Genomic DNA, 26314 nt, shown 5'->3' on the forward strand with positions numbered 1-26314 from the left:
CTATTGTGTCAATAAAATTTATTATTTAGGTTGATTTTGATAATTATTACAGTATTTTATTATCAAATATTTAAATTATTGCATTTTCAGGTTAAATTAGTTCTTCCTCCTGAAAATATTGAATAATCGCCTTTTTCATAAGCAAGCTCTGCTCATTAGGCCTTAGTTCAGGAAGTTCTTCCATTTTTTCGAATTGTGGCCACCCATCTTCATAGTGGGTGAATTTATAATACCCGAAAGGTTCAAGTAGCCTGCATACCGCAATGTGAATCAGGTTTACCTTGTCTTCCTTTGTGTACTTTTGTTGCCCGCTTCCCAGTTCCTGTAATCCTATTAGAAACAAAAGAGTTTCAATGGGAGGGTTCTTCTCTGTCTGAAAGTTGTCTTCGAAGAACTGTTCTATTTTTTTCCAATATTCAGATTCGTTCATATGATGATATCTGCCATTTTCTAATGACAATATATTTTTTAATTATTATTTTATTTCTTATCAATCTTCAACAGGAAAGCATATTCTAATGCATCTTCTTTCAATGATTCAAACCTTCCGCTTGCACCTCCGTGCCCTGAGCTCATGTCTGTTTTAAAGACTAAAATATTATGATCTGTTTTTACCTCTCTCAATTTGGCTGTCCATTTTGCCGGCTCCCAATATTGTACCTGGGAATCGTGGAATCCTGTAGTGATTAGCATGTGCGGATAATCTTTGGCCTCTACATTGTCATAAGGTGAATATTCTTTCATATAATGATAATACTCCTTGTCATTTGGGTTTCCCCATTCATCATACTCTCCGGTTGTTAAAGGGATCGTGTCATCCAGCATAGTGGTAACAACGTCCACAAAAGGAACCTGTGCTACAATTCCGTTGAATAATTGTGGCTCGTAATTCACAACAGCTCCTACCAACAGGCCTCCTGCACTTCCACCCATTGCATATAAATGTTTAGAAGAAGTGTAGTTTTCTTTTATTAAGTGTTTTCCTGCATCGATAAAGTCGAAGAATGTATTTTTCTTAGACAGCATTTTTCCATCCTCATACCATTCTCTACCCAGATATTCTCCTCCTCGGATGTGAGCTATGGCATAGATGAATCCACGATCCAGAATTGATAATCTTACATTAGAGAAACTTGCGTCTACAGTATGTCCGTAACTTCCATATCCGTATAAAAGAAGTGGTGTGTCGGCAGATTTCTTTGTGTCCTTATGATAAACAAGAGAAATGGAGACCTTTGTTTTTCCGTCTCTGGAATCTGCCCATATTCTTTCTGAGATATAGTTTTCAGGAATGAAGTTTCCGCCTAAAACTTCCTGTTGTTTAAGAAGTTCTGTGGTATTGTCCCTCATGTTGTACTCATAAGTGGAACTTGGCTGTGTTAATGAGGTGTAGCCATAACGTAAAACCTCTGTATCAAACTCCAGGTTGATTCCTATATAAGTAGTGTAGGTAGGATCAGAGAATGGTAAATAGTGAGACTCCTGCGTTTTTTCATCAATTATCTTGATTTGTAGTAGTCCTTTCTCTCTTTCCTCAAGAACTAAATAGTCTCTAAAGATTTCAAAGCCTTCCAATAGAACTTCTGCACGGTGAGGGATTACATCCACCCAGTTTTCCATGCCACAGTTGTCAATCTTTGTTTTTACGATTTTAAAATTCGTAGCATCGTCAGCATTGGTAATGATATAGAATTCATCTTCATAATGTTCCACAGAATATTCAAGATCATCTATTCTTGGCTGAATCACTTTCCAATCTGCAAATACATTATCAGAAGGGATGAAGTGATGCTCGTCAGAAATGGTGCTTGAACTTGCGATGAAAATATATTGTAAAGATTTTGTCTTAAAGACGTTCACATCAAATGTTTCATCTTTCTCATGGAAGATCAGAACATCCTCAGACGAATCTGTTCCCAGTTGGTGTCTGTACACCTGGAATGCACGGAGGCTTTTGTCCTTTCTGATATAAAAAACATGTTGGTTATCATTAGCCCAAACTGCTTTTCCTGTTGTATTCTCTATTTTATCCTGAAGAATTTCACCGGTTTTTAAATTCTTGAAATTTAAAGTATAAATTCTTCTGCCTACATTGTCTGAAGAAAAAGAGGCTAATTCATTATTAGGGCTTACTGCTACACTGCCAACCTCAAAGAATTCCTCGCCCTCAGCTAAAAGATTTACATCAAGTACAATTTCTTCCGGGTTATCAAGGCTTTTGTATTTTCTGCAGAAGATAGGATATTCTTTGCCTTCTTCGTAGCGTACAATGTACCAGTATTCATTAAAGATATAAGGAAGAGATTCGTCATCTTTTTTATAACGTGCCTTCATTTCCTCAAAAAGTTGCTCCTGAAGTTCTTCCGTATCTTTCATAATGAATTCTTCGTAAGCGTTTTCTTCTTCAAGATATTTGATGACTTCGGGATTTTCTCTTTCATTAAGCCAGAAGTAGTTGTCTATTCTTCTGTCGCCGTGAGTTTCTAGTATTTTTTCTATTTTTTTTGCCTGTGGAGCTTTCATCCGGATATTTTAATTTTTAATGTTCTACGCAATTTTCTTTTTTTTTAATGTTTTTGCATAGACATTTCATTCAATGTTAATTCTTGTTCAAATTTAGGTAAAAAAAAACCATCTTTCCTTTATTGAAAAGATGGTTGAGTTTATTTTTTGTATTAAAGACTACTTATGAAGCGCTTTAATATACTTTTCCAGTGCCATTGTCATGGATGGTGTTTCCTTTGTAGGAGCCATTAGATCTACCTTTAATCCTGCTTCTTCAGCAGCGGCCAGAGTAGTGTTTCCGAAAACCCCGATCTTTGTTTCATCCTGCTTAAAGTCTGGGAAATTCTGTTGTAAAGACTTAATTCCTTGCGGGCTAAAGAAAATTAACATATCATAATCCTTAATGGTAATGTCTGTCAGGTCGCTGCATACAGTACGGTACATGATTGCTCTTGTCCATTCTATATTTGCAGAATCTAAAGTTTTTACAATATCCGGACTTAAAACATCTGAAGATGGCAACAGATATTTTTCAGTTGGAAACTTTTTGAAAAGAGGAAGTAGATCCGAGAAGTTTTTCTCCCCAAAGCTGATTTTTCTTTTTCTGTACACAATATGCTTTTGAAGGTAGTTGGCTATTGCTTCCGACTGACAGATATATCTCATTGTATCCGGAACTGCAAAACGCAGTTCTTCCGCTAGTCTGAAGTAATGGTCAATCGCATTTTTACTGGTAAAAATGATTCCAGTATATTGCGTCAGATCTATTTTCTGTGTTCTGAGCTCTTTATTGTCAACCCCTTCGACGTGGATAAATGGACGGAAATCAATCTTTATTTTTTCCTTCTTCGCTATATCCAAATATGGAGAAGACTCACTAGGCGCTGGTTGAGAAACCAATATAGACTTTATTCTCATCATTGACATTTATTAAAAAAATAACAACTTCCAAAGCAGTAATAATGGTGCGATTTGGAGCGTGCAAATATACAAAAATTTATAATACCATTTCTCAGGAAGAATCTTGTTCTTGTGAAATAAATAGAAAAAAACTTTGAAAATGAATACAAAAGAAAAGAAGAAGAAATAGTAAGAAAATATTTTATTTCTGTCTATAGGGAAGTAATAATGGGTAATGCACAGAATTATCAATAAAAAAGACAGGATAAAATAAAATTTTGTAGAGGTAAAATAAAAAACAGTCCATTTTTTTCCATCCCCTATACTTTGATAAAATAAAAAGCCTAATGCTGATCTCAGCACATAAAAAAAGATCACTACCAATAAGGTATATCCAAATTTATTAAGCTGATACCCCAAAAGATGCAGGTCGGCAATATATTTCGGTACTATAGGAATATATTGTGAGATGAGCACAGACAGGGTAAGGGTAATCACACACGAGGTAATGATCCAGCTAGGCAGGTTATTACTGGCATCAAAATATTTTTGAAGCAAAAAATCCTTAAGGCTTGCATCTCTTTCTATAATGTTCATCATAAAAACATATAAAAATATACAGCCTATTAATATAAAGACCACCCAGTCATTATTCTCGGGTATTCTTACGTGATTGATGAAGTTTTGTGATGATGGCAAATCTTAAGTTTTTTTTATTTTTTATTTAATGATCAATAACACAACTTGGCATGGATTTTCTTTATCGCTTCATCCGTGGTATTTATGCTAAAGTATACTTCCTTATCGATTGTAGATGATATGCAGGACTGTTTCATAAAGTCTTAATATCATCATATAATCTGTGAGAAATATTTTTGCAAAATTATAGATTATTTTGTATAAAATAAAAAGGTTAAATAAACTATCTTTGCAAACTGAAATGAAAAAACTCGTCATTATCCCAACGTATAACGAAAAGGAAAATATTGAAAATATTATTTCCGCGGTTTTTGCATTGGAGGATGACTTTCATATTTTAGTAGTGGATGATTCTTCTCCGGATGGAACAGCGGAAGTTGTAAAGGAATTGCAGAAGAAAAACCCACACTATCTTCATCTGTCAATAAGGCACATTAAAGATGGTTTGGGAAAGGCATATATTCATGGGTTTAAATGGGCCATAGAAAACAAATATGACTACATTTTTGAAATGGATGCCGATTTTTCACACAATCCGAATGACTTACCAAAACTTTTTGAAGCCTGCAAGAATGCAGATATGGCTATTGGTTCCCGTTATTCAAAAGGAGTGAATGTGGTAAACTGGCCAATGGGGAGAGTATTGCTTTCCTATTTTGCTTCAAAATATGTAAGATTTGTTTTGGGACTTCCTATTCATGATACTACAGCTGGTTTTGTGTGCTTTTCAAGGAAAGTACTGGAAGATATCGGATTAGACAATGTAAGATTGAAAGGATATGGATTTCAGATAGAAATGAAGTTCAGAGCCTACAAAAAAAGTTTCAAAATTGTAGAAGTTCCTATTATATTTACTAACCGAATTTTAGGAGAAAGCAAAATGAATGGCGGGATTATCCATGAAGCTGTTTTTGGGGTGTTAAACTTAAAATGGAAATCAATCATCAATAGATTATGAAACAAAGCATGACCATGATGAAACAACTGATCCTTATTTTTGTTCTACTGGGGCTGTCCTCATGCAGTGATTATATCGATAAGCCTAAAAATCTTATTGATAAAGATGTGATGACAGATATTCTCGTTGATCTTACCATCAATGATCAGGCAATATTTATGTATCAGGATAAAAACATGGAAGCAGGCACAAGATTCGTCTTGAAAGCGCACAATGTAAAACCTGATGATTTCACGGAAAGCTTTAAATACTACGTTATTAAAGAAGAAATGGAGGGAATAGCGAATGATGCCCAGGAAATTTTGCTTAAAAAAGATCCTAAGGCAAAAAAATATATAGAGGACAAGAAAAAGCAGAATGGAGGACTGATGCCTTTTGTAAAATAAATAATGATGAAGCGGGTTCTTCCCGAAGAATGATTAACCGCTGCTGGCGGTGAATTTAAAAAATATACGGATGAAATTTTTTAATATAGAAAAAACCTCTGAAGGAAAAGCAAGGGCAGGGGAGATTACTACGGATCATGGAAAGATCCAAACTCCTATTTTTATGCCAGTGGGAACTGTTGCAAGTGTAAAAACAGTTCATCAGAGAGAATTAAAAGAAGACATTAAGGCCCAAATTATTTTGGGTAATACCTATCACCTTTACCTTCGTCCCGGTATGGAAACCATGCAGGATGCAGGAGGTCTGCATAAGTTTATGAATTGGGATCTTCCAATTCTTACAGACTCAGGAGGTTTTCAGGTTTTTTCATTGGCAAGCAACAGAAAAATGACAGAGGAAGGGGCTAGATTCAAGTCTCATATTGACGGAAGCTACCACATGTTTTCTCCGGAAAGATCTATGGAAATTCAAAGACAGATCGGAGCAGACATCTTCATGGCTTTTGATGAATGTACACCTTATCCTTGTGAATATAATCAGGCTAAATCATCAATGGAACTTACACACCGTTGGTTGAAAAGATGCATCGACTGGACCAATGATAATCCCGAGTTATATGGTCACAAACAACGACTTTTCCCTATTGTACAGGGATCTACCTATTCTGATCTAAGAAAAATATCTGCAGAGGTGATTTCTGAGGCTGGAGCTGAAGGAAATGCCATAGGTGGTCTTTCCGTAGGTGAGCCGGAAGAAGAAATGTACAGAATTACTGATGAAGTAACTGATATTCTTCCAAAAGAAAAGCCAAGATATCTGATGGGCGTAGGAACTCCTTGGAATATTTTGGAATCCATTGGATTAGGAATTGATATGATGGATTGCGTAATGCCTACAAGAAACGCGAGAAATGCTATGCTTTTCACTTGGCAGGGCGTGATGAACCTTAAAAATGAGAAATGGAAGCGCGATTTTTCGCCTCTTGACGAATTTGGAACCAGCTTTGTAGACCGAGAATATTCAAAAGCGTATCTTCGTCACTTATTTGTATCCAAAGAATATCTGGCAAAACAGATTGCTTCAATTCATAACCTTGCATTTTATCTTGACTTGGTTAAGGTGGGAAGAGAGCACATCCTAGCCGGAGACTTCTACGAATGGAAAAACTCTGTAGTACCGGTTCTTAGACAAAGACTGTAAAAGAATTATGCTTAAAATTGTAGACAGATATATCATTAAAAAATACCTTGGAACTTTCAGTTTCATGCTAGTGCTATTGTCTATAGTGGTGCTTGTCATAGATGTACAGCAAAAGATCCCAAGGATAGAAAATGCAAAGGCGCTTGATCCAAAGCTTGATCTGGTGTATTTCCTGATTCATTTTTACCCTTTCTGGATCGTTAACCTTGTGGTGACATTCCTTTCCATTCTGGTGTTTATTACCGTTATTTACTTCACCTCAAGAATGGCCAATAATACGGAAATTGTAGCCATTATTAGTAGTGGAGCCAGTTTCCATAGGTTTTCAAAGCCTTATCTTTATACTTCAATCCTGATTGCACTGGTGGCAATGCTGGTATATCATATGGTTCTTCCTTGGGCTAATATCAAGAAAAACGAATTAGAGGCTTACACCTATAACGCGGCCAATAAAGAAAAAATTCTGGGGACAGCCCCTGCTTCCTCACAGCTTAGTAAAACGGAATATATTTTCGTAGACTCCTGGAATAAGAGAGAAAAAAGAGGATCCAGCTTTGTTTATCAGAAGTTTGATAAAGACAGAAGAATGGTGTACGAACTGAAAGCTGGTGATGTATATTGGGATAATACCAAAAAGCAGTTTGTTTTAAATAACTATCTTGAAAAAACTATCAATAAAGATAATACCGAAAAGTTAGGTAGTGGAATAGAGCTTAGGAAAAATTATGGACACTCACCAGAAGAACTTTTTCCCAACGAGCTTTTAGGACAAAACAAAACCACCCCTGAGCTGTTAAAATTTATTGAAAGAGAAAAAGCAAGAGGAAACAGTAACCTGAATTCTTATCTGAACGAGCTTCACCAAAGAACCTCAATGCCTGTTTCCATCATTATTCTTACCTTTTTAGCACTATCACTCTCTTCCCAAAAGAAAAGAGGAGGACTGGGAATCAACCTTGCGATAGGGATTTCACTGGCCTTTCTCTTTGTATTCTCCTTTGAAGCATTGAAGGTAGTGTCAGAAAATAAAAGTTTATCCCCGGCCTTGGCCATGTGGTTGCCGAATCTGGTGTTTCTTCCGCTTACCCTTTATCTTTATATCAAAAGAGCGAATCAGTAGAGAAGTTTTACTTCTTTATGGTAGAAAGAGCGCATTCCGTCCTCCAGTTCTATCCAAAGTTCACCTTTGTCATCTGCATTTCGGATGATGCCATTTTGGCGTTCTTTTTCAATCTCAAAGACTGATATCATGTCTTTTCTGAAAAGGTTCTTGTTGAAGCTTTCTAAAATTTCCTGGTCAGATGGAATGTTTTTCAGTTTTTCACATAAGAATTCATGAAAATTCAATGTAAGATCTTCAAGGTCAAATTCCAGCCCTGTCTGCGTTAGAAGCGATCCTGCATTGGATATTGCTTCAAATTTATCCTGAAGAACGTTGATACCCGTTCCGATAATAAAATAATTATTTTGATTAATTTTTTTCTTTTCAATCAAAATCCCGACGATTTTTTTACCTTTAAGGATAATATCATTCGGCCACTTGATCTTTACGTCATAATCAGCCAAATTGGCAAGGTAATCCCTGACAATAATTGCGGTATAATAATTGAATATAAAGTCGGAGCACAGAATGTTGTGAGTATTCACTGCCAGCGTATACGCCAGGTTTTTTCCGGCAGTTTGAGTCCATACATTTCCATACTGTCCACGGCCTTTTGTTTGGTTGAAAGTATGAAGTCCAATAAAATCTGAATTTTCATAAAGTAAAAACTTTGATATTTCGTCATTAGTAGAAGAACATTCTTTTAGGTAGAATAGTTGACTCATTTAAGAAAACTTTAAGACATTAAGGGGGTAAAAGTAAGGTTAAAGTAAAGAAAAAACAATAAATTTGCAGATTATAGTATATTTTTAATGAATAAAACAGCAGAAAAACAAGCACTAATAGATAAAATCGTTGAAGCTCTTCAAGATATAAAGGCAGAAGATATTATGATCTTCGACCTTTCTAAAATTGAAAACTCAGTAGCGGAAACGTTCGTAATATGTAGCGGAAACTCAAATACACAGGTGGCAGCATTAGCAGGAGGTGTAGAGAAGAAAGTAAGAAACGACTTGAAAGATAGACCTTGGCATGTAGAGGGAACAGAAAATGCAATGTGGGTACTAATGGATTATGTTTCAGTAGTCGTTCATATATTTCAAAAAGATGTACGTGAGTACTACGATATAGAAGAGCTTTGGAATGACGCAGTCATTACCAAAATTGAAAATGAATTTTAAAATCTTAAAAAGTATAAATGAATAATAAAGGATTCAACTGGTTCTTTCCTATTGCAATCATAGCTCTTTTGCTATTCTTTGGCTCCAATTTTCTAGGAGGAGATACTGCAAAATCTATTGATGAAGATGGTTTCTTTAGAGAAATGCAGGCGGGGAAAGTCCAAAATATAATTATATACAAAGACATAGAAAAAGCTGATGTTTTTCTTACCAAAGAAGCAAAATCAGCTATGGTCTCTAAAACCGCTAAGGAAAACAACCCGCTTTCAGCATTTGAAATGGCTCCTAAAGCAGATTACTCTGTGAAATATGGAGATCTTCAGCTTTTCCTTCAAAAATTTGAGCAGGTTAAAGCTACTAATCCAGCTATTAAAACAGCGAAGGACTATGGAACAGGTAAAAGCCCGTTCGCAGATATTCTTGTGTCTGCATTAATTTGGATTGCTATTTTAGGATTGTTCTATTTCCTTCTTTTCAGAAAGATGGGAGGTGGTGGAGGTCCTGGTGGACAAATCTTCTCAATCGGAAAATCAAAGGCTAAGCTTTTTGACGAAAAAGAAAGAATTCAGGTAACATTTAAAGATGTTGCAGGATTAGAAGGGGCTAAAGAAGAAGTTCAGGAAGTTGTAGATTTCTTGAAGAACTCTGAAAAATACACAAAGCTTGGTGGTAAAATCCCTAAAGGTGTACTTTTGGTAGGGCCTCCGGGAACAGGTAAAACCTTATTGGCAAAAGCTGTTGCAGGTGAAGCTAAGGTTCCTTTCTTTTCACTTTCAGGATCTGACTTTGTGGAAATGTTCGTTGGAGTAGGTGCTTCAAGAGTAAGAGACCTTTTTGCTCAGGCAAAAGCAAAATCTCCGGCCATTATCTTTATCGATGAGATTGATGCTATTGGACGTGCAAGAGGGAAAAATAATTTCTCTGGTGGAAACGATGAAAGAGAAAATACATTGAACCAGCTTCTTACTGAAATGGATGGCTTCGGAACAGATGTAAATGTAATTGTAATGGCTGCAACCAACAGAGCGGATATCCTTGATAAAGCTTTAATGAGAGCAGGACGTTTCGATCGTTCCATTTATGTGGATCTTCCGGAATTACATGAAAGAAAAGAAATTTTTGATGTTCATTTGAAGAAAATCAAGCTTGATGATAATGTTGACAGAGACTTCTTGGCAAAACAAACTCCAGGATTCAGTGGGGCAGATATTGCTAACGTTTGTAATGAAGCAGCATTAATCGCAGCAAGATATAATCATACTTCTGTTACAAAACAGGATTTCCTAGATGCTGTAGACAGAATCATCGGAGGTCTTGAAAAGAAAAATATGGCAATTAAGCCATCTGAGAAAAGAAGAGTGGCTTATCATGAAGCTGGTCATGCTACAATTTCTTGGTTGGTAGAACATGCATCTCCACTTTTAAAAGTAACGATTGTTCCAAGAGGACGTTCTCTGGGTGCTGCATGGTATCTTCCGGAAGAAAGACAGCTTACCACTACAGAGCAGATGTTGGATGAAATGTGTGCAACCTTAGGAGGTAGAGCCGCAGAGCAAGTGATCTTCAACAATATTTCAACAGGAGCACTTTCTGATTTGGAAACTGTAACGAAGAGAGCTCAGGCAATGGTTACCATCTATGGATTAAGCCCGAATATTGGTAATATTTCTTACTATGATAGCTCAGGTCAGTCTGAATATAATTTTGGGAAACCTTACTCTGAAGAAACAGCTACTAAAATTGATGTAGAGATTAAAGCAATCATCGAAAATCAATATGAGAGAGCAGTAAGAATTCTTACAGAAAATAAGGATAAACTTGATGCTTTAGCCAATAAGCTTTTAGAAAAAGAAGTTATCTTCCGTGAAGATTTAGAAGAAATTTTCGGAAAGAGAGCATGGGATCCTGAATTGACAGAGAAACCAGTTACTAATACTATTCCTGAAAAAGTGGTATTGGAAACTCCTCAGATAAAAGAAAAAGAGGAAGAAAGTGAAATACAGGCTCCAGAAAGCCCAACACAGCTTTAATACTCTAAAAATAGAATAATTTAAAACCTGACAATCTCAAAATTGTCAGGTTTTTTCATATTTAAAGAGATATTTTGGAATCTATTGTAATTTATTTTCTATTTTTGTATAAAGTTGACTAAAAATAGATTAAGTTGAATTTATTCAAGAGGATTGTAAGCAAACTTACCAACCAGCCTGAGGAAGAGGACAAACAGAGCCTGGAGAAGCTTGGAGATTCGCTGAAAAATGCGGATCTTGACTATAAGTTTGCGCAATTATTTACGCATTCGGGGGGATTTTTTAATTATTGTGCAGATGAAGCGGAGGCTCTACAAACTTTAAATCAAATTATCAAGATAGAAGGTATTGGCAACCTTTTCTGTTGGGATAAGGAACTTCAAAACTTCTTGAACGTTGTGAAGTCTTCCTATACTTCAGAATTGCAGACATCCAATGACGCAGCATTCATCACTTGTGAATACCTGATTGCATATGATGGGAGAATTATGCTTTCCCACAATAATATTCTTCATTATCATTCTTCAAGGCTACCGGATAAGATTATCATCATAGCTAATGTTTCACAGATTGTAAACAACCTGAATGATGCCATGGGGAAAATAAAAAGAAACGGAAATATCAAGAACCTTACTTCCATAAGCGGCAGCCAGTCGAAAATGGATAGTTCTTCGAATTCCAATACAAAATTGTTTTTACTGCTGCTTGAAGATTAAGCACCCACATCTAAATTTTAAATTTTGGACAAAAATCTCATTCAAAGAACCATTTCAGGTCTCGTTTATGTAGCTGTTATTATTCTTTGCTCGACTCCGTTAGGAGCACAACTCATCAATAACATTTTTCCTGGTCTTATTCAGCAACAATATCTTTATTATGGCTTGATAAGCCTTTTACTGATTGTAGGTACCTGGGAGTGTGTGAAAATTATGAAATTTGGTAAAGGATATGAAAAATGGGTAGTGTATCCATTGGTTATTTTTATCTTCTACGTCTTTTCGAAAAGATACTTCCATCACGATTTCTTTTTTGATTTTAGATTAAGTGAAATACTGGCACTTGCGCTCATTGCCATTGCTGTAGTTACTTTATTTAAATTTCCTAACGAATTATACTACGACAGCGGAAAATTGATTTTTACGGTCATTTATGTGGCTCTTCCGTTCAGTTTTGCACTAGGGTTACCAAAGTTCTCGAGCTATAATGATACCTTCACTTTGGAGGTTCTTTTCCTATTTGTGCTGATCTGGAGTAGTGATACCTTTGCGTATCTCGTTGGAAAGTTCTTTGGAAAACATAAAATGGCTCCTAAAATTTCCCCTAAAAAAACTTGGGAAGGATATATAGGCGGTGTGGTGTTAACGTTGGTTTTATCATACTTTATAGAGCATTATCAGCCGGAACTTCGTGGAAACTGGATGGTGGTAGGATTTTTAGTGGCTGCCTTTGCTCCGTTAGGAGATTTAGTAGAGAGCCAACTGAAGAGAACCTTTGGCGTAAAAGACAGTGGAAACATCATTCCGGGACATGGTGGAGTTTTAGATAGGCTGGATAGTTTCATAATCTGTGTTCCTGTCGTATATTTGTACTTTATTTTAGAAAAATTTATATAGTCTCATGAAATTACATAGAGAATCAAAAGGAACCATTACTGTAGCAACCATACTTTTTATTGTATTGGGAGCTTTAGCGATTTACTTCCTTAAAATATGGTCCTTGTTGATCATCATGCCTTTGTTGGTTATTTACTGTCTGGTATTCTGGTTTTTCAGAGTTCCAAATCGTTCTATTCTTGACCACAAGGAAAACGTAATAGCTCCGGTTGACGGAAAAGTGGTAATGATTAAGGAAGTGGAAGAAAATGAGTTCGTAAAAGGAAAAGCGATTCAGGTTTCTATCTTCATGTCTCCACTGAACGTACATATTTGTAGATATCCGGTTACCGGAAAGGTGGTTTACAAAAAATACCATCCGGGGAAATATCTGGTAGCATGGCATGAAAAGTCTTCTACAGAGAATGAAAGAACTACGGTAGCTGTTGAAACTTTAACCAACCATAAAGTTGTTTTCAGACAGATTGCAGGATATGTGGCTAGAAGAATCGTATTCTATTGTAATGAGGGCGATCAGGCAAAAGCCGGACATGAGTTTGGATTTATTAAATTCGGTTCAAGAATGGACGTTTTCCTGCCTTTGGATACGGAAATCGTTTGTAAGATCGGAGACATTACTAAAGGAGGTTTAGATGTCATTGCTAAATTGAAAGATTAAGATTTATAATTATTATACTAAAGACTGTTCTGAAAAGAGCAGTCTTTTTTGTTTTATATAATAAATTATTTTATCAATTTAGATTCAAATTGAACAGAATCTTCCTGCTATTTGCCATTATCTATTACTTAATATATTGCTTTATTTCCTCCAGCAGGCTCAATATAAATTCTACGGGAAGATCCTCTTCAATATCAATTAATAGAATCTTAAACTTTTTTCTTCCGTCTTGGGTCAGCTCAGGGTAATCCAGTTTATCACCATGGTAAAAACTGATGTAATGCTTTTTATATTTTTTGCTGTAATAAAAATAACACAGCATTTTCTTTTTGTACTTTATAAAGGGAAGTCCGAAGCTTAAGGTTTCAGTAATATGTTCTGTATCAGATGCCAGAATTTTTTCACGCAAAAATAAAAGAGTACTTCTTTCAGGTTCTTGAATTCTGTAGAAATACTCTTGTATGGGGTTCATTTTAAAATGATTTAGAAGATTGTTTTAGTCGAAGTTCTGAAGCTCCACAAGCTTGTTATACATGCCTTTTTTAGCAATAAGATCATGGTGGGTTCCTTGTTCTACAATGGTTCCTTTTTCCATTACTACAATCCAGTCTGCTTTTTGGATGGTTGAAAGTCGGTGAGCAATAACAAGTGAAGTTCTGTTTTCCATCATTTTTTCCAGGGCGTCCTGTACAAATCTTTCAGATTCTGTGTCCAACGCTGAAGTTGCTTCATCCAAAATCATAATTGGAGGATTCTTTAATACGGCTCTTGCAATGGAAACCCTTTGCTTCTGGCCTCCGGAAAGCTTATTTCCATCATCCCCGATATTGGTGTCATACCCCTCAGAAAGACCTGAAATGAAATCGTCTGCATTGGCTATTTTAGCAGCAGCAATTACTTCTTCCCTGGTAGCATCAGGTTTACCCATCAGGATGTTGTTATACACAGAATCATTGAATAATACAGATTCCTGTGTTACCATTCCCAGAAGTTGGCGGTATTCTTTTAATTTTAAGTGCTTGATATCTGTTCCGTCAATTAGGATTTCCCCCTCAGAAACGTCATAGAATCTTGCTAAAAGGTTGGCAATAGTTGTTTTTCCACTTCCACTTTGTCCTACCAATGCCACGGTTTTACCTTTTGGAATCGTTAGGTTAAAGTTCTTAAGAATCAGATTGGCTTTATCGTAATAGAATCCAATATTCTTGAACTCAATATTATTCTGAAGAGTTGAGATAGAAACAGGTTCTGCAATCTCATCTATTTTTACATCAGCATCCAGAATGTCCAGTACTCTTTTCAGAGAAGCTTCTCCTTTCTGTACATTGGAGATGGATGTTGATAAACTCTTTGCAGGCGGCAAAATCTGGAAGAACATTCCAAGGAATACAAGGAAGTCAGCAGGTGATATGCTTTGTTCAACAATAATTTGTTTTCCTCCATACCAAGCAATGATTAAGAAAGTAATGGACCCTAAAAATTCGCTCATTGGCGATGCCAGTTCTTTCTTTTTACCTAGATTAATTGAGCTTGAGATCCATTTGTTCATGGATAGCATGAAGCGGTTATCCATGATCTTTTCAGCATTAAAGATTTTAATGACTTTAGAAGATTTTAAGGTCTCATCTACAATAGAAAATATAGTTCCCAGTTCGTGCTGGGCTTCATGAGAGTCTTTTTTAAGACTTTTCCCGATCAAGGCAATCATTGTTCCCATTACCGGAAGAACCAATAAGGAGAAAAGTGTCATTTCTGCACTTAAAAAGAATAAAGTAACCAATGTACTGATTAACATGAAAGGAGCGTTAATCAATTCTATTAAACTTCCCAGAATACCTCCTTCCACTTCACCTACATCATTAGACATACGAGACATCATATCTCCTTTTCTGCTTTCCGTAAAAAATGAAACAGGTAAGGATAGTATTTTTCTATACATTGCACCACGAAGATCCTTAGTGACTCCTACACGATAATTGATCAATAACAAAGATCCAAAATATCTGAAAGCATTTCTTAAAAAGAACATGAAAGCCGTAATAATACACAGCCATGCAAGAACGGTAAGAGAACCGTGGTCTTTTACTAATGCCTGTACATAATAATTGGAGTATTCTTTTATATAAGTAAAGAAGTCTGTGATATCACCGGAATATACAGGTGCTGTTTCATACTTCTCAGGTTTAATAGTGCCAAAAAGCATTCCTAAAACCGGTAAAATAGTTCCCAGGGAAGCAATTTGAAATACGGAGTACAGGATATTGAAAAATAAACTTCCGTAAATATATTTTTGATGGGGCCTCGCGAACCTCAGAATTTTTTTATACTCGTTCATTCAATGAAAAAATTGGATAGCAAAATTACGTAAAATTAAAAGATAAGACGTTCTTAATCCTATTTTACTTTAATTAATATGTTCCTTAAAAACCCACTTTGTTACAACTGAAATGTATTACATATAATTTTATATGTTAAATACTAGAATAGATCTGATCTCAGAAAGAGACAGTAAAAAATAAAAACCGCTTCAATAGCGGTTTTATGAGGTAATTTATATGAATTAAAATTTCACCTGATCATTATATTTTGGAGCAAAGTTTTTAGGACTTAACTTATCCAGTGTTTTTCCAAAATTATTGATAATCTGAGTCATGTTACCAATATCCACAATGCTCATGTCATCCTTTTCTTGATGATAATGAGTTGCCTTAGACATGTCAACCGTTGAAAATGAATGGGCAATGATTTTCTTTTTTACAAAACTTACATTATCTGAACGATAAAATAATTGTTGTTCAGAATAAGGATCAGCATTAATCTTCAATCCGTTCACTGCATTTTTATTGAACAGCTCATCAAGGTCTGAAAACCCGTCTCCTGTCATATATAAAGCATTTTTTCCCCATTGGGATTCTGTAGCTACCATTTCAAAATTGAAAAGGGCAGTCATATTATTATAAATCTTATCAAGGTTTTTGTCTTTAGAAATAGCTCTTGATCCAAGCATTCCTTTCTCTTCACCATTGAAGGCCATAAAAACCATTGAAAACTCAGGTGTTTTATTTTTAAAATAATCGGAAATGCCTGTCAGAGCTGTAATTCCGCTGGCGTCATCATCAGCGCCATTATAAATATTATCTTCACTGCTGTTGCTGGTTCCAATGTGATCAAAATGTCCTGAAAAAGCTAAGTTTTTCTCTGACTTGCCTTTTTTTATACCACACACATTGTAGGCTGTTTTTCCTTTATAGTCAAAAGGAATCAAATAAGAATTTCCGGTACAATACTCAAGATTATTTTCCTTGAAAATTGATGCTATATAATTGGCTGCCTTGTCATTTTCAGGAGTTCCGATTTCACGGCCCTTCATTTCATCAGATGCCAGAGTTGAAATTATGGTTTTTACCCTTTCTTGTGATACTTCCTGTGCAAAAGTACAGATGGAGAAAAGTGATAGAGTGAGATAAGTAATTTTTTTCATTGCTTTACAGTTAATTATATGATCTGTCGTGTACTTTATAAAAAAGTTGCATGAATATATATAAATAAATTAAATAATTCTTTGAAGCTTTTTCTAACCTTGATGAATAGGCAAAAAAAAACAGCTCCAAAAAGGAACTGTTCTTACTCAAAAAATCGTTGTAAGGCTATCGAAGTCTGTCTACAGATTTTACGAGCCTCTCATCTTTGCGGATATATACGTTTGCAATAAGCAGACATATTACCGCGATCAATGGGAAAATCGGCTCAATACCCTTCTCAGGAAATTGAATTCCTCCGGATAAGTTTAGTAACCAGTACGCCAATACACCAATCAACAAAGCGTTTATAATGATGCTGATGGTATTCAGCAAAATTTGTCTTTTTCGGTTTTTGAAACTAAAAATACTTAATGCCCCAATAATTACAAGGACTATGCATCCTATATTTAATACGGGAATACTGTCAGAAATGACCGCATCCTGTCCTGTTATAAAAAGGAAAACAGCAGATAAAACTGCTAGTAAAGTCCATATGGTTTGTATTCTCTGTAACATTGAATATTAAATTCTTGGCAAAAATAACATAAATTTTGCACAATTCAAAAATAAGTGTAGATTTGCATTATACAATGTACTTGAAAACAAAAGTCACCGGACTTACTTTTCTTACTCACAATTAATTACATTTTTACATTAAATATGTTTAACATAGAAACGTTAAGGTCAAAATCCGTAACGGAACTGACTAAAATCTTAAAGGATTTAGGCGTTAAGGTCGCAAGAAACAGCAACGAAAATGATAAAATCTTTGCAATTCTTGATTTTCAGGCTTCCAACCCTAAAGTGTCAAAAGATTATTTCAACGCCACGGAAACCAGCACCAATACTGAAGAAGCTACTGCAGAAAAAACTGCAAAGGCTCCGGTAAAAAAAGCTGCCACAAAAAAAGCTCCAGCAAAACCGAGAGTTACTGCAAAAGCACCGACAGAAACAATAGAAGAAGAAAAAGTAGAGGACAAAACGCCGGTTGCTGAAGAAATAAAAGCTGAAGAGCCTAAAGCGGAAACAGTTCTGGCAACAGAAGAAGTATCTTCCGCAACCAATTCAGCTAAAAAGAAAAGAAAGAGAGTTCCACCTACTAATACAGGTAACACCGAAATCTCTCAGGAGAAACCAGAAGCTCCTAAAAACACAGAATCTCAAGAGCCTGCTCAGGCGGAAGAAAAGCCAAACAATCCTCAACAACAACAGGCTAACAGGTCTCAAAAAGGACACAATCACCCGCAGAACAGCGGAAACCAACATAAAAATCAAAATCAACACCAAAATCCTAATCAAAATCAGAACAGACATTCTGAAAAGACAGAGGAGCATGCTGACCATAAAAAAGAATTTAGTTTCGATGGAATGGTAAGTATTGAAGGGGTGCTTGAAATATTACCTGATAACTATGGATTCCTGCGTTCTTCAGATTTTAGCTATATCTCCTCTCCAGATGATGTGTATGTTTCTACAGCACAAATCAGAAACTTTGGTTTAAAAACCGGAGATACAGTTAAAGGAATTGTAAGATTGCCTAAAGAGGGTGAAAAATATTTTTCATTATTAAAACCTACGGAAGTTAACGGACGTGATCTTGCGTTTATTAAGGATCGTGTTGCATTTGAATATCTTACGCCACTTTTCCCGGAAGAAAAATTCAACCTTGCAGGAAGCGAATCTACGGTTTCTACAAGAATTGTGGATTTATTTGCTCCAATTGGTAAGGGACAAAGAGCAATGATTGTTGCACAGCCTAAAACAGGTAAAACAATGTTGCTTAAAGATATTGCTAATTCTATTGCAGCCAACCACCCGGAAGTATACATGATGGTTCTTTTGATCGATGAACGTCCGGAAGAGGTTACTGATATGGAAAGAAGTGTAAATGCAGAAGTTATTGCCTCTACATTTGACGAAGCAGCTGAAAAACACGTGAAAGTAGCGAACCTTGTTCTTGCAAAAGCACAGAGAATGGTTGAATGCGGACACGATGTTGTTATTCTATTAGACTCTATCACGAGATTAGCAAGAGCTTACAATACAGTAACACCTGCATCTGGTAAGGTTCTTTCTGGTGGGGTAGATGCAAACGCACTTCACAAACCAAAGAGATTCTTTGGAGCAGCAAGAAAAATTGAGGGGGGAGGTTCCCTTACCATTATAGCAACAGCTCTTATTGATACAGGTTCTAAAATGGACGAAGTAATCTTTGAAGAATTCAAGGGTACGGGTAACATGGAACTTCAATTAGACAGAAAAATTGCTAACAGAAGAATTTATCCTGCTATTGATCTGGTTACATCCAGTACGCGTAGAGATGATCTTCTTCTTGATGAGTTGACTTCTAAGAGAATGTGGATTCTGAGAAAATATCTTTCTGAAATGAATCCTGTAGAAGCAATGGAATTTGTAGATAAGAACATCAGAGGAACTCTTAATAATGAGGAATTCCTGATGTCTATGAATAAATAAATTTAATTATTGTTAAAGTAGAAAGCGCGAATCTCTGGATTCGTGCTTTTTATTTTGAAAGCTTAAATGTTTGAGAATAAAAAATATTTAAAATTTAATTCATTCTAAATCAATGTGTCAATGTTAAAGATTTATTAAAGTAATGCCCAATCTTTGATAATAGCTTAAATATTGGCTAATTTTGGGTTATAACATTAAAAATAAAGATTATGTCATTTGAATTACCAAAACTAGGATATGCATATGATGCATTAGAACCAACTATCGATGCAAAAACTATGGAGATCCATTATACAAAGCATCACCAAGCGTATATTGACAATTTAAATAAAGCAATAGAAGGAACTGACTTAGCAGGGAAAACGATCGAGGAGATCTGCCAGACAGGAACTGATAAGCCAGCTGTAAGAAACAATGGTGGAGGACACTTCAACCACTCTTTATTCTGGGTAATTTTAACTCCAGGAGGAAGCAAGGAGCCGGTAGGAAACGTAAAAGCTGCTATTGAAAACTATGGAGGTCTTGAAAAATTCAAAGCTGATTTTTCTGATGCTGCTAAAACAAGATTCGGTTCAGGATGGGCTTGGTTGGTAAAGAATGCTGACGGTTCAGTATCTGTTTCTTCTACTCCAAACCAGGATAACCCATTAATGCCTGTAGCAGACGTTAAAGGAACTCCGGTTTTAGGATTAGATGTTTGGGAGCATGCTTATTACTTAAACTACCAAAACAGAAGACCTGATTACGTTTCTGCATTCTTCGATGTAGTAAACTGGGATAAGGTAGAAGAATTATTCAACAAATAATTTTCAACTATTATAAAAATAAAAGGTTCAGAATTTTCTGAACCTTTTTTCGTATGAATGCTTTTAAAATTTATCTTTTAATTACTTTCTGTGTAAAGACTTCATTTCCTGAACTTACTTTTACAATGTATGTATTAGATGGCAGTGAATGAATATTAACAGCCACTTCCTTTTCATTACTGAAAGACTTTTCAAGAACAATCTTACCATTGATGTCATTAACCTGTACTGATCCTGAACGTACTTTATCAAGCGATACTACAAATACGCCATTATTCGGGTTGGGTGAAACCTGAATGTTTTTCTGCTGAATTTGTTCTTTAAGCATAGATTTCGTGTTGTTAGGATCTGCATTAAGATCAATACGGTAATATTTATCTGAAGGTTTGATCATTTTAGCAGGGATAGCAACCGGAGGAGTATCTATCTTTAAGTTCCCGGTACAGTACATAAAGTCATATGGTAAATAACTAAGATTGTTTTCAGCATGAATTCCCTCATTATTCCCTCCTAAAGAGTACACCATCTCAACGATGAATTTATATTGCCCTGAAGGTGGGTTGGTTAAGTCTGACTGATTGATGGTAAACTCAAACTCATTAGGGTTAGGGAAATTAACTGCCGAAGAGGTTGGGTATACTGTACTTGTTGCTATGTCTAAAAGAGATATCTCAAAGTTGACGATATTTGCGCCCATAGGGATGGCATAGTTTCCATTTACATGTAACGGGAAGCTTGTCACTTCTTTGCAAGAACGCACTTGGTAAGTAAATTCAAGGCTTCCTGTGTTCATTTTGCATATACTATTACTTAAATCAGTTATTTCAGTATTGGTTAAAGTAAAATTGGTCTTATTCAAATAAAATCTAGGAAGTAGATTATGATCCGGATCATCATTGTATTGTTCAATAGGTCCGTTATATGAGCCTCCGCGGCTCGCGATGTTGGCAGCTGCTTCTATATAGGGTGAATAGTCACTTACATGCACTACAATAAACTTTGCATTTCTGTCCATTTTAAATTTTGTAAAGGCTGCAAAAGCATTATCCTCATGCAGTCCGTTTGGAGGAGTGAAGTTAACCAAATAAGAACCACTGCTCAGATTACCATTGGCTCTTTCGCCATCAGAGAACAAGACGATTACTAACGGTCTCTCACGATGTTTGTCCAATGTTTTTTGATTACTTACAATATCAGGATTAGGGTAGTGATCAAGAGCAGATCCTATTAAATTCACTGCATCATGGAAATGATCGCCGTTTTTTAATCTTCTTGAGAACGTTTGAGCTGTTGCCAGATCATTGGTGAAATTAGATTCTATATAGATTCTTGGAACAGAAGGAGTCATGTCCTTATAGTCGGTTCCATAATGTACTACAGAAACCCGATTGTCGCGATTGCATTTTAAAACCTGCTCCATAAGTTTCATGGTGGAAACGGTCATTTGATTAAAAGCTACATCACTGATAGAGCCACTATTGTCTAGACAGAAAATAATATCACTTCCTGATTGTGAGTAGAGTGGTTTCCAGGATAGTAAAATTGAAAATAAGATAAGCTTAAATGTATTTTTCATAATTTACAGATTTTAATAATGTTAATTAATGAATTGATTTAAAGCTTTATCCGGTATTTGGATTTTTAGAATAGGTGAAAATGAGGGCATGGGTAAAAAGCACGCCATAAGTAATGAGTGTTTCATGGTTTTAATTTTTGTTATTAGGTTATTATTCACTGAAAAATCATAATTCAGTGATATACAAATATAATTAAAACCCAGTCTAATATTTAAATTATTTTTAGTTATTAGCTTATTTCAAAATTTATATCTCTGTTTATTATGCTTTTTATTAATAAATATAATGCGGGTGCCTTTTGATAGATTATCAATTTAGTAATAATATTAAAATAAAAAAGCACTCTGATTAGAGTGCTTTTCTGTATTTATTTTTTTATGTATTCTTTCTGAATTACAGAAACCGCTGGGAAGTGGTCACTGTATCCACCAGTAAATCTGTCTCCGTCCCAAGAACGTAACGGGTATCCTTTCCATTGTCCTTCCTTGTTTACCAAATAAGCCGGAGCGTAGATCTCAGCTTTATATATGCTATAGGTAGGGGTTATTTTTTCTGGAGAATAAAGGTTTCTTGAAACAATGATCTGGTCAAATAAGTTCGGAGCATCTCTATAAGCTAAAGAAGCTACACCTGCTTTATATAATTTATACATTAAGTTATAATAAGGAGTCTTGTCAGACAGTTCACTTGGATCACCCACTGCAGCTAAGTGTTTCTTTAAGCTTGGGCTTACCGGATCATCATTGTAGTCACCCATTGAGAATAACTTAATTCCTGGATTTTCAGCGGTTACCTTGTCCATTTCACTTTTCAGGACAGTAGCGGCAGTATTTCTTTTTGCAAGGGAAATAGCTTCTCCACCTCTTCTGGATGGCCAGTGGTTCATAAAGATCCCTACTTTTTCCCCATCCAATAAACCTATCGCAATGACAATATCTCTGGTATATTCTCTTTTTCCGTTTTCATCATAAATTTTGATTTCCTTTTTGTAAGAATCCAAAACTGAAAATCTTCCTTTCTGATAAATAATGGCTACATCAATTCCTCTTGAATCATAAGAATTGAAATGTACAATTCCATAATTGCTTTTTGCCAATGCCGGCTGCTTGATAAGATCTTCAATAACCTGTCTGTTTTCAACCTCAATCAATCCGCAGATTGCAGGATTGTCATTGGTGTATTGTCTTCCAAGTTCTGATATAACCTTAGCTTCATTCGCTAATTTTTGGTTATAATACTTTGAGCCCCATCTTTTAGGGCTGTTGACTGTAAAGTCTTCAGATAAGAATTGTTTTCTGATTACTTTTTTTCCAATCAATAGATCATCACTCCATTCTCCTTTATAATCTTCTGTTGTTTCAAGATATTTCAGGGAATCCACGGGTACACTTCTGTGAAATTTAGGATTGGAACGAGGTAGTGTTCCATCAATATAATCTGCAGAAGGAATTGTATCCCAAAGGTTTTCTACGTTTAGGAATGCGACAGCTGCTCTTTTTACCTGCTTCTGCTGTGAGAAAGCGGAACCAAAGCAAAACAAAGCGGCAATGATTAAATATTTTTTCATATTCTTAGTATATTCAAAAAATTGAGGGGGTAAAATTACTAATTTTATATAAGAATAAAGATTAAAATGATCTGAGTTTAGTTTAAGAAAAGGTTAAGAATGAGTTGAAATGCCCAATAAAAGGTGCTGGAGGGTGTTGTTTAGTTATAGATTGGATTTTATTCACTATTAAGAAATGGGCTGTTTCCTATGAGATTCACAATTTCTATTGTGATTGTTTTGTTGCTTTCGTAAGATGATCTTTCATTTTTTGTGATTGATTAAAAATTGTACTTTTTTTTAGGATAATGGTGGTAGGTTAAGAAAAATTAATAGAATAAATAACTAAAAATGTTTGAGTTAATGAAAATAGTCCTAAATTTGTTGCCCCTTAAATAAAGAAGGAGTTAAAAATAAGTTTATTATGATTAAAAAACTATCCCTAATCTCTTTGTTTACGTTAATGCCTGCTTCTTTTTACTTTGCGCAAACTACTGTTTACGCGTATGTTAAAGATCAGGATGGTAAGCCTTTAGAGAAAGCAGAAGTAGATCTAGCACAGTCCGGGAACGATGCAGCCGCGGATAAAATTGGGTACTTCCAGTTTGTGGATTTAAAACCTGGCCATTATCTTATCACAGTAACAAAACCAAACTTTGAGTCAAAGATCCTAGAGTTTGATGTAGCTGCGGATGAGAAGAGAAAAGATTTAGGTGTTATTACACTTAATTACAATTTAGGATCAGACGCAGGAGTAATAGTTATTGATGACTCAGCAAATGATACTGAAGATGGAGGCTCATCTATGCAGCCTACTGTAGGACTTTTAAGCTCAGGAAGAGATGCTTTCCAAAATGTTTCCGCGTTTGAACTAGGTGCTTACTGGTTCAGACCAAGAGGAGTAGACAACAGATTTGAGGATGTAATGTTTAATGGTGTTTCCATGTCTAAAAATGATGATGGAAAAGTAGACTTCAATAACTGGGGTGGTCTTAATGATGTAACAAGATACCCTTACGAAAATGTAGATAACATCACTCCTTCAGAATATACTTTTGGTAATTTAGGAGGTGCTGTTTATTATAATACAAGAGCTTCCAGCTATAGAAAGCAGACTTCACTGGCTTATTCATTTACCAACAGAAGTTACCTGCACAGAGCTATTGCTACCTATTCTTCAGGTCTTACCAAAAATGGTTGGGCATTTACGTTCTCTGCAAGTAGAAGATGGGGGGATAGAGCAATCCTTGACGGGGTTTATCAGGACGCCTACGCTTATTTCGCGTCTATCGAGAAGAAATTCAGTGACAGACACTCTATTAACTTAACTGCTTTTGGTTCTCCTACTTACAGAGCTTCCAACTCACCAAATACCCAAGAGGTGTATGACATCATGGGGAAAAACTATAACTCATACTGGGGATGGCAGGATGGAGAAAAAAGAAACTCCAGAATCAGAAATGTGTATGAGCCGGTATTTATGTTGACAGATTACCTGAAAATTGGTAAAAACTCAAACTGGATCAATACGGTTTCCTATCAGTTTGGTAGCGATGCTAGAAGTAGATTAGACTGGTTCCACGCTGCAGATCCAAACCCTACATATTACAGAAAATTACCAAGCTTTGGTCTTTTGACTGCTGATGAATTCAGAGCACAGGCACAGATCAACTGGAATGATCTATACAATACTAATCGTCTTAACCTAACCAATATGGATGGAACTGCAAGAGGAGCTTCCTATACATTGGTAGATGATGTAAATAAAGATAAAACCTTAAACATTGCATCACACTTTGATACAAGACTTAAGGATAACTGGAAATTGAATATTAACTTCAATTATCAGAACTTAAAATCAGATAACTTTAGAAGAATTAATGACTTATTAGGGGCTAACTACGCCAATAACCTGAATGCTTTCAATAATGATACTCAATACAATGTTGATGATCCCAACACACAGGTTAGGGTGGGAGACAGAACTCAATATTCTTATGAGTTAACAAGAAACCATTATTCATTAAACGTTTCTTCCGAAGTTGATTTCAACAAGTGGAATGTGGTAGCTTCCATCTTCTCTTCATATTCTGAAGCTTACAGAGACGGGAAATTTAGAAATGCAATATTTTTGGATAACTCAAAAGGAAAGAGTGCTATTTATAATGCATTGGATGCAGGACTTAAAGGTAAAATTACCTACAAAATCAACGGGAAGAACTTTATTGTTTATAACGGAGCATTATTTAGCCTGGCACCAACCCTTAATGAGATCTTCATTAACCCAAGAATGGGAGATTTCTTAACTCCAGGAGTTAAAAATCAGGTGATTAACTCTAATGACATCAGCTATATCATGAGAGGTCAGATTCTAAAGCTTAGAATATCCGGATACTATACTACAATTAGTAACTCAACAGAGATTTCAAGATATTACTTAGCTGTTTCTTCTAATAATACAGGATCATACAACACACTGGTTAATGAGGCTATGAGTGGTGCAGACAAGAGATATCTTGGTGCAGAACTAGGATTTGACCTAAAGGTTACACCTACACTTAACGCAGTTGGGGTAGCAAGTGTTGGACAATATAAATTTACAAATACTCCTCAGGTATATACATTTGATGATCTTAACGGATTCAGAAGCTATGGTACTGCTAATATTAAGGACTATAAGGTAGCAGGAACTCCACAAAAAGCATTCTCTTTAGGATTGAAGTATAACTCTCCTAAATACTGGTGGGTTGGAGCATCTGCAAACTACCTGATGGATCAGTATCTTGATTTCTCAGCAATCAATAAAACAGCTGCAATGTATACTGTTCCAGGTACAGGAGGTCTTCTTTATGATGGTGTTACACCAGAGCTTATTCAGGAGCTTACGGCACAGAAGAAATTTGATGATCAATTTATGTTGAATGCTAACGCAGGTAAGTCTTTCCAATTCGGAAAGTATAGAGTAGGTGTGAGTGTTTCAGTAAATAATATTTTAAATAACAGAAATTATGTAACAGGTGGATTCGAACAAGGAAGATACTCAAACTTCCCGGATGCTCTTGCAGAATACCAAAGAGGTACTCCTTATTTCGGACCAAAACTTTGGTATGACAGAGGAAGAACTTTCTTTACTAATGTTTATTTAAGATTCTAATA

General features: G+C 35.6%; 23 protein-coding genes. 12 read left to right on the top strand and 11 right to left on the bottom strand.

Features of this window, described 5'->3' with window-relative positions; all coding sequences use genetic code 11:
• Window positions 1-91 precede the first annotated feature (91 nt).
• The 4 genes from EG359_RS15715 to EG359_RS15730 form a co-directional block, all read right to left on the bottom strand.
• Entirely contained in the window at window positions 92-430 is a 339-nt protein-coding gene (locus EG359_RS15715) for a hypothetical protein (protein ID WP_076353091.1), read from the bottom strand.
• Between the two features lie 50 nt (window positions 431-480).
• Window positions 481-2523, bottom strand: coding sequence for a S9 family peptidase (locus tag EG359_RS15720; RefSeq protein WP_076353092.1), 2043 nt, complete (start codon window positions 2521-2523; stop codon window positions 481-483).
• A gap of 159 nt (window positions 2524-2682) precedes the next feature.
• The gene (locus EG359_RS15725) at window positions 2683-3423 is read right to left on the bottom strand and encodes a uroporphyrinogen-III synthase (protein WP_076353426.1); all 741 of its coding nucleotides are present in this window, start codon (window positions 3421-3423) and stop codon (window positions 2683-2685) included.
• A gap of 12 nt (window positions 3424-3435) precedes the next feature.
• Window positions 3436-4005, bottom strand: coding sequence for a DUF4271 domain-containing protein (locus EG359_RS15730; protein WP_262706999.1), 570 nt, complete (start codon window positions 4003-4005; stop codon window positions 3436-3438).
• A gap of 340 nt (window positions 4006-4345) precedes the next feature.
• Between EG359_RS15730 and EG359_RS15735 the strand changes: the two genes are divergently transcribed.
• The 4 genes from EG359_RS15735 (at window position 4346) to EG359_RS15750 (ending at window position 7769) form a co-directional block, all read left to right on the top strand.
• Window positions 4346-5062 (top strand): polyprenol monophosphomannose synthase, encoded by a 717-nt coding sequence (locus tag EG359_RS15735; protein ID WP_076353093.1) that lies wholly within the window; start codon window positions 4346-4348, stop codon window positions 5060-5062.
• A gap of 14 nt (window positions 5063-5076) precedes the next feature.
• Complete coding sequence (locus EG359_RS15740) at window positions 5077-5448, top strand: DUF4296 domain-containing protein (RefSeq protein WP_228434989.1); 372 nt, start codon at window positions 5077-5079, stop codon at window positions 5446-5448.
• 70 nt (window positions 5449-5518) lie between these two features.
• Window positions 5519-6649, top strand: a complete 1131-nt coding sequence (gene tgt, locus EG359_RS15745) for a tRNA guanosine(34) transglycosylase Tgt (RefSeq protein ID WP_076353094.1) — start codon at window positions 5519-5521, stop codon at window positions 6647-6649.
• Between the two features lie 7 nt (window positions 6650-6656).
• Window positions 6657-7769 carry an LptF/LptG family permease gene (locus EG359_RS15750; RefSeq protein WP_076353095.1) on the top strand — a complete coding sequence of 371 codons (1113 nt, stop codon included), beginning with the start codon at window positions 6657-6659 and terminating at the stop codon, window positions 7767-7769.
• On the opposite strand, the gene EG359_RS15755 is transcribed toward EG359_RS15750, so the two are convergent.
• Window positions 7763-8476, bottom strand: a complete 714-nt coding sequence (locus tag EG359_RS15755) for a biotin--[acetyl-CoA-carboxylase] ligase (RefSeq protein WP_076353096.1) — start codon at window positions 8474-8476, stop codon at window positions 7763-7765. The genes EG359_RS15750 and EG359_RS15755 overlap by 7 nt on opposite strands.
• Window positions 8477-8563: 87 nt before the next feature.
• On the opposite strand from EG359_RS15755, the gene rsfS reads away from it, so the two are divergent.
• From rsfS to EG359_RS15780, 5 genes are all read left to right on the top strand, one after another.
• Window positions 8564-8932, top strand: coding sequence for a ribosome silencing factor (rsfS, locus tag EG359_RS15760; RefSeq protein ID WP_076353097.1), 369 nt, complete (start codon window positions 8564-8566; stop codon window positions 8930-8932).
• Window positions 8933-8949: 17 nt separating this feature from the next.
• Window positions 8950-10962, top strand: a complete 2013-nt coding sequence (gene ftsH, locus EG359_RS15765; RefSeq protein WP_076353098.1) for an ATP-dependent zinc metalloprotease FtsH — start codon at window positions 8950-8952, stop codon at window positions 10960-10962.
• A gap of 134 nt (window positions 10963-11096) precedes the next feature.
• Window positions 11097-11678: an LUD domain-containing protein gene (locus tag EG359_RS15770; protein ID WP_076353099.1), complete on the top strand. Its 582-nt coding sequence runs from the start codon at window positions 11097-11099 to the stop codon at window positions 11676-11678.
• Window positions 11679-11702: 24 nt separating this feature from the next.
• Window positions 11703-12575, top strand: coding sequence for a phosphatidate cytidylyltransferase (locus EG359_RS15775; RefSeq protein ID WP_076353100.1), 873 nt, complete (start codon window positions 11703-11705; stop codon window positions 12573-12575).
• A 4-nt stretch (window positions 12576-12579) separates the two neighbouring features.
• Window positions 12580-13233, top strand: coding sequence for a phosphatidylserine decarboxylase family protein (locus tag EG359_RS15780; RefSeq protein WP_076353101.1), 654 nt, complete (start codon window positions 12580-12582; stop codon window positions 13231-13233).
• A gap of 124 nt (window positions 13234-13357) precedes the next feature.
• Here EG359_RS15780 and EG359_RS15785 read toward each other — a convergent pair whose 3' ends face one another.
• The 4 genes from EG359_RS15785 to EG359_RS15800 form a co-directional block, all read right to left on the bottom strand.
• Window positions 13358-13705 (bottom strand): hypothetical protein, encoded by a 348-nt coding sequence (locus EG359_RS15785; RefSeq protein ID WP_076353102.1) that lies wholly within the window; start codon window positions 13703-13705, stop codon window positions 13358-13360.
• A gap of 24 nt (window positions 13706-13729) precedes the next feature.
• Complete coding sequence (locus EG359_RS15790) at window positions 13730-15568, bottom strand: ABC transporter ATP-binding protein (RefSeq protein WP_076353103.1); 1839 nt, start codon at window positions 15566-15568, stop codon at window positions 13730-13732.
• A gap of 225 nt (window positions 15569-15793) precedes the next feature.
• Complete coding sequence (locus EG359_RS15795; RefSeq protein WP_076353104.1) at window positions 15794-16714, bottom strand: M28 family peptidase; 921 nt, start codon at window positions 16712-16714, stop codon at window positions 15794-15796.
• Between the two features lie 166 nt (window positions 16715-16880).
• Window positions 16881-17270, bottom strand: a complete 390-nt coding sequence (locus tag EG359_RS15800) for a DUF4293 family protein (RefSeq protein ID WP_076353105.1) — start codon at window positions 17268-17270, stop codon at window positions 16881-16883.
• Between the two features lie 144 nt (window positions 17271-17414).
• Here EG359_RS15800 and rho point away from each other — a divergent pair, with 144 nt between their 5' ends.
• On the top strand, window positions 17415-19229 hold the full coding sequence (gene rho, locus EG359_RS15805; protein ID WP_076353106.1) for a transcription termination factor Rho: 1815 nt from the start codon (window positions 17415-17417) through the stop codon (window positions 19227-19229).
• Window positions 19230-19438: 209 nt separating this feature from the next.
• The gene (locus EG359_RS15810; protein ID WP_076353107.1) at window positions 19439-20035 is read left to right on the top strand and encodes a superoxide dismutase; all 597 of its coding nucleotides are present in this window, start codon (window positions 19439-19441) and stop codon (window positions 20033-20035) included.
• A gap of 70 nt (window positions 20036-20105) precedes the next feature.
• Here EG359_RS15810 and EG359_RS15815 read toward each other — a convergent pair whose 3' ends face one another.
• A complete protein-coding gene (locus EG359_RS15815; protein WP_076353108.1) occupies window positions 20106-21611 on the bottom strand; it encodes a T9SS type A sorting domain-containing protein in 1506 nt (501 codons plus the stop codon).
• Between the two features lie 368 nt (window positions 21612-21979).
• Window positions 21980-23179, bottom strand: a complete 1200-nt coding sequence (locus EG359_RS15820; RefSeq protein ID WP_076353109.1) for an endonuclease/exonuclease/phosphatase family protein — start codon at window positions 23177-23179, stop codon at window positions 21980-21982.
• A gap of 403 nt (window positions 23180-23582) precedes the next feature.
• On the opposite strand from EG359_RS15820, the gene EG359_RS15825 reads away from it, so the two are divergent.
• Window positions 23583-26312: a TonB-dependent receptor gene (locus EG359_RS15825; protein WP_076353110.1), complete on the top strand. Its 2730-nt coding sequence runs from the start codon at window positions 23583-23585 to the stop codon at window positions 26310-26312.
• Window positions 26313-26314: the final 2 nt, after the last annotated feature.

Source organism: Chryseobacterium joostei, assembly GCF_003815775.1.
Lineage (GTDB): Bacteria > Bacteroidota > Bacteroidia > Flavobacteriales > Weeksellaceae > Chryseobacterium > Chryseobacterium joostei.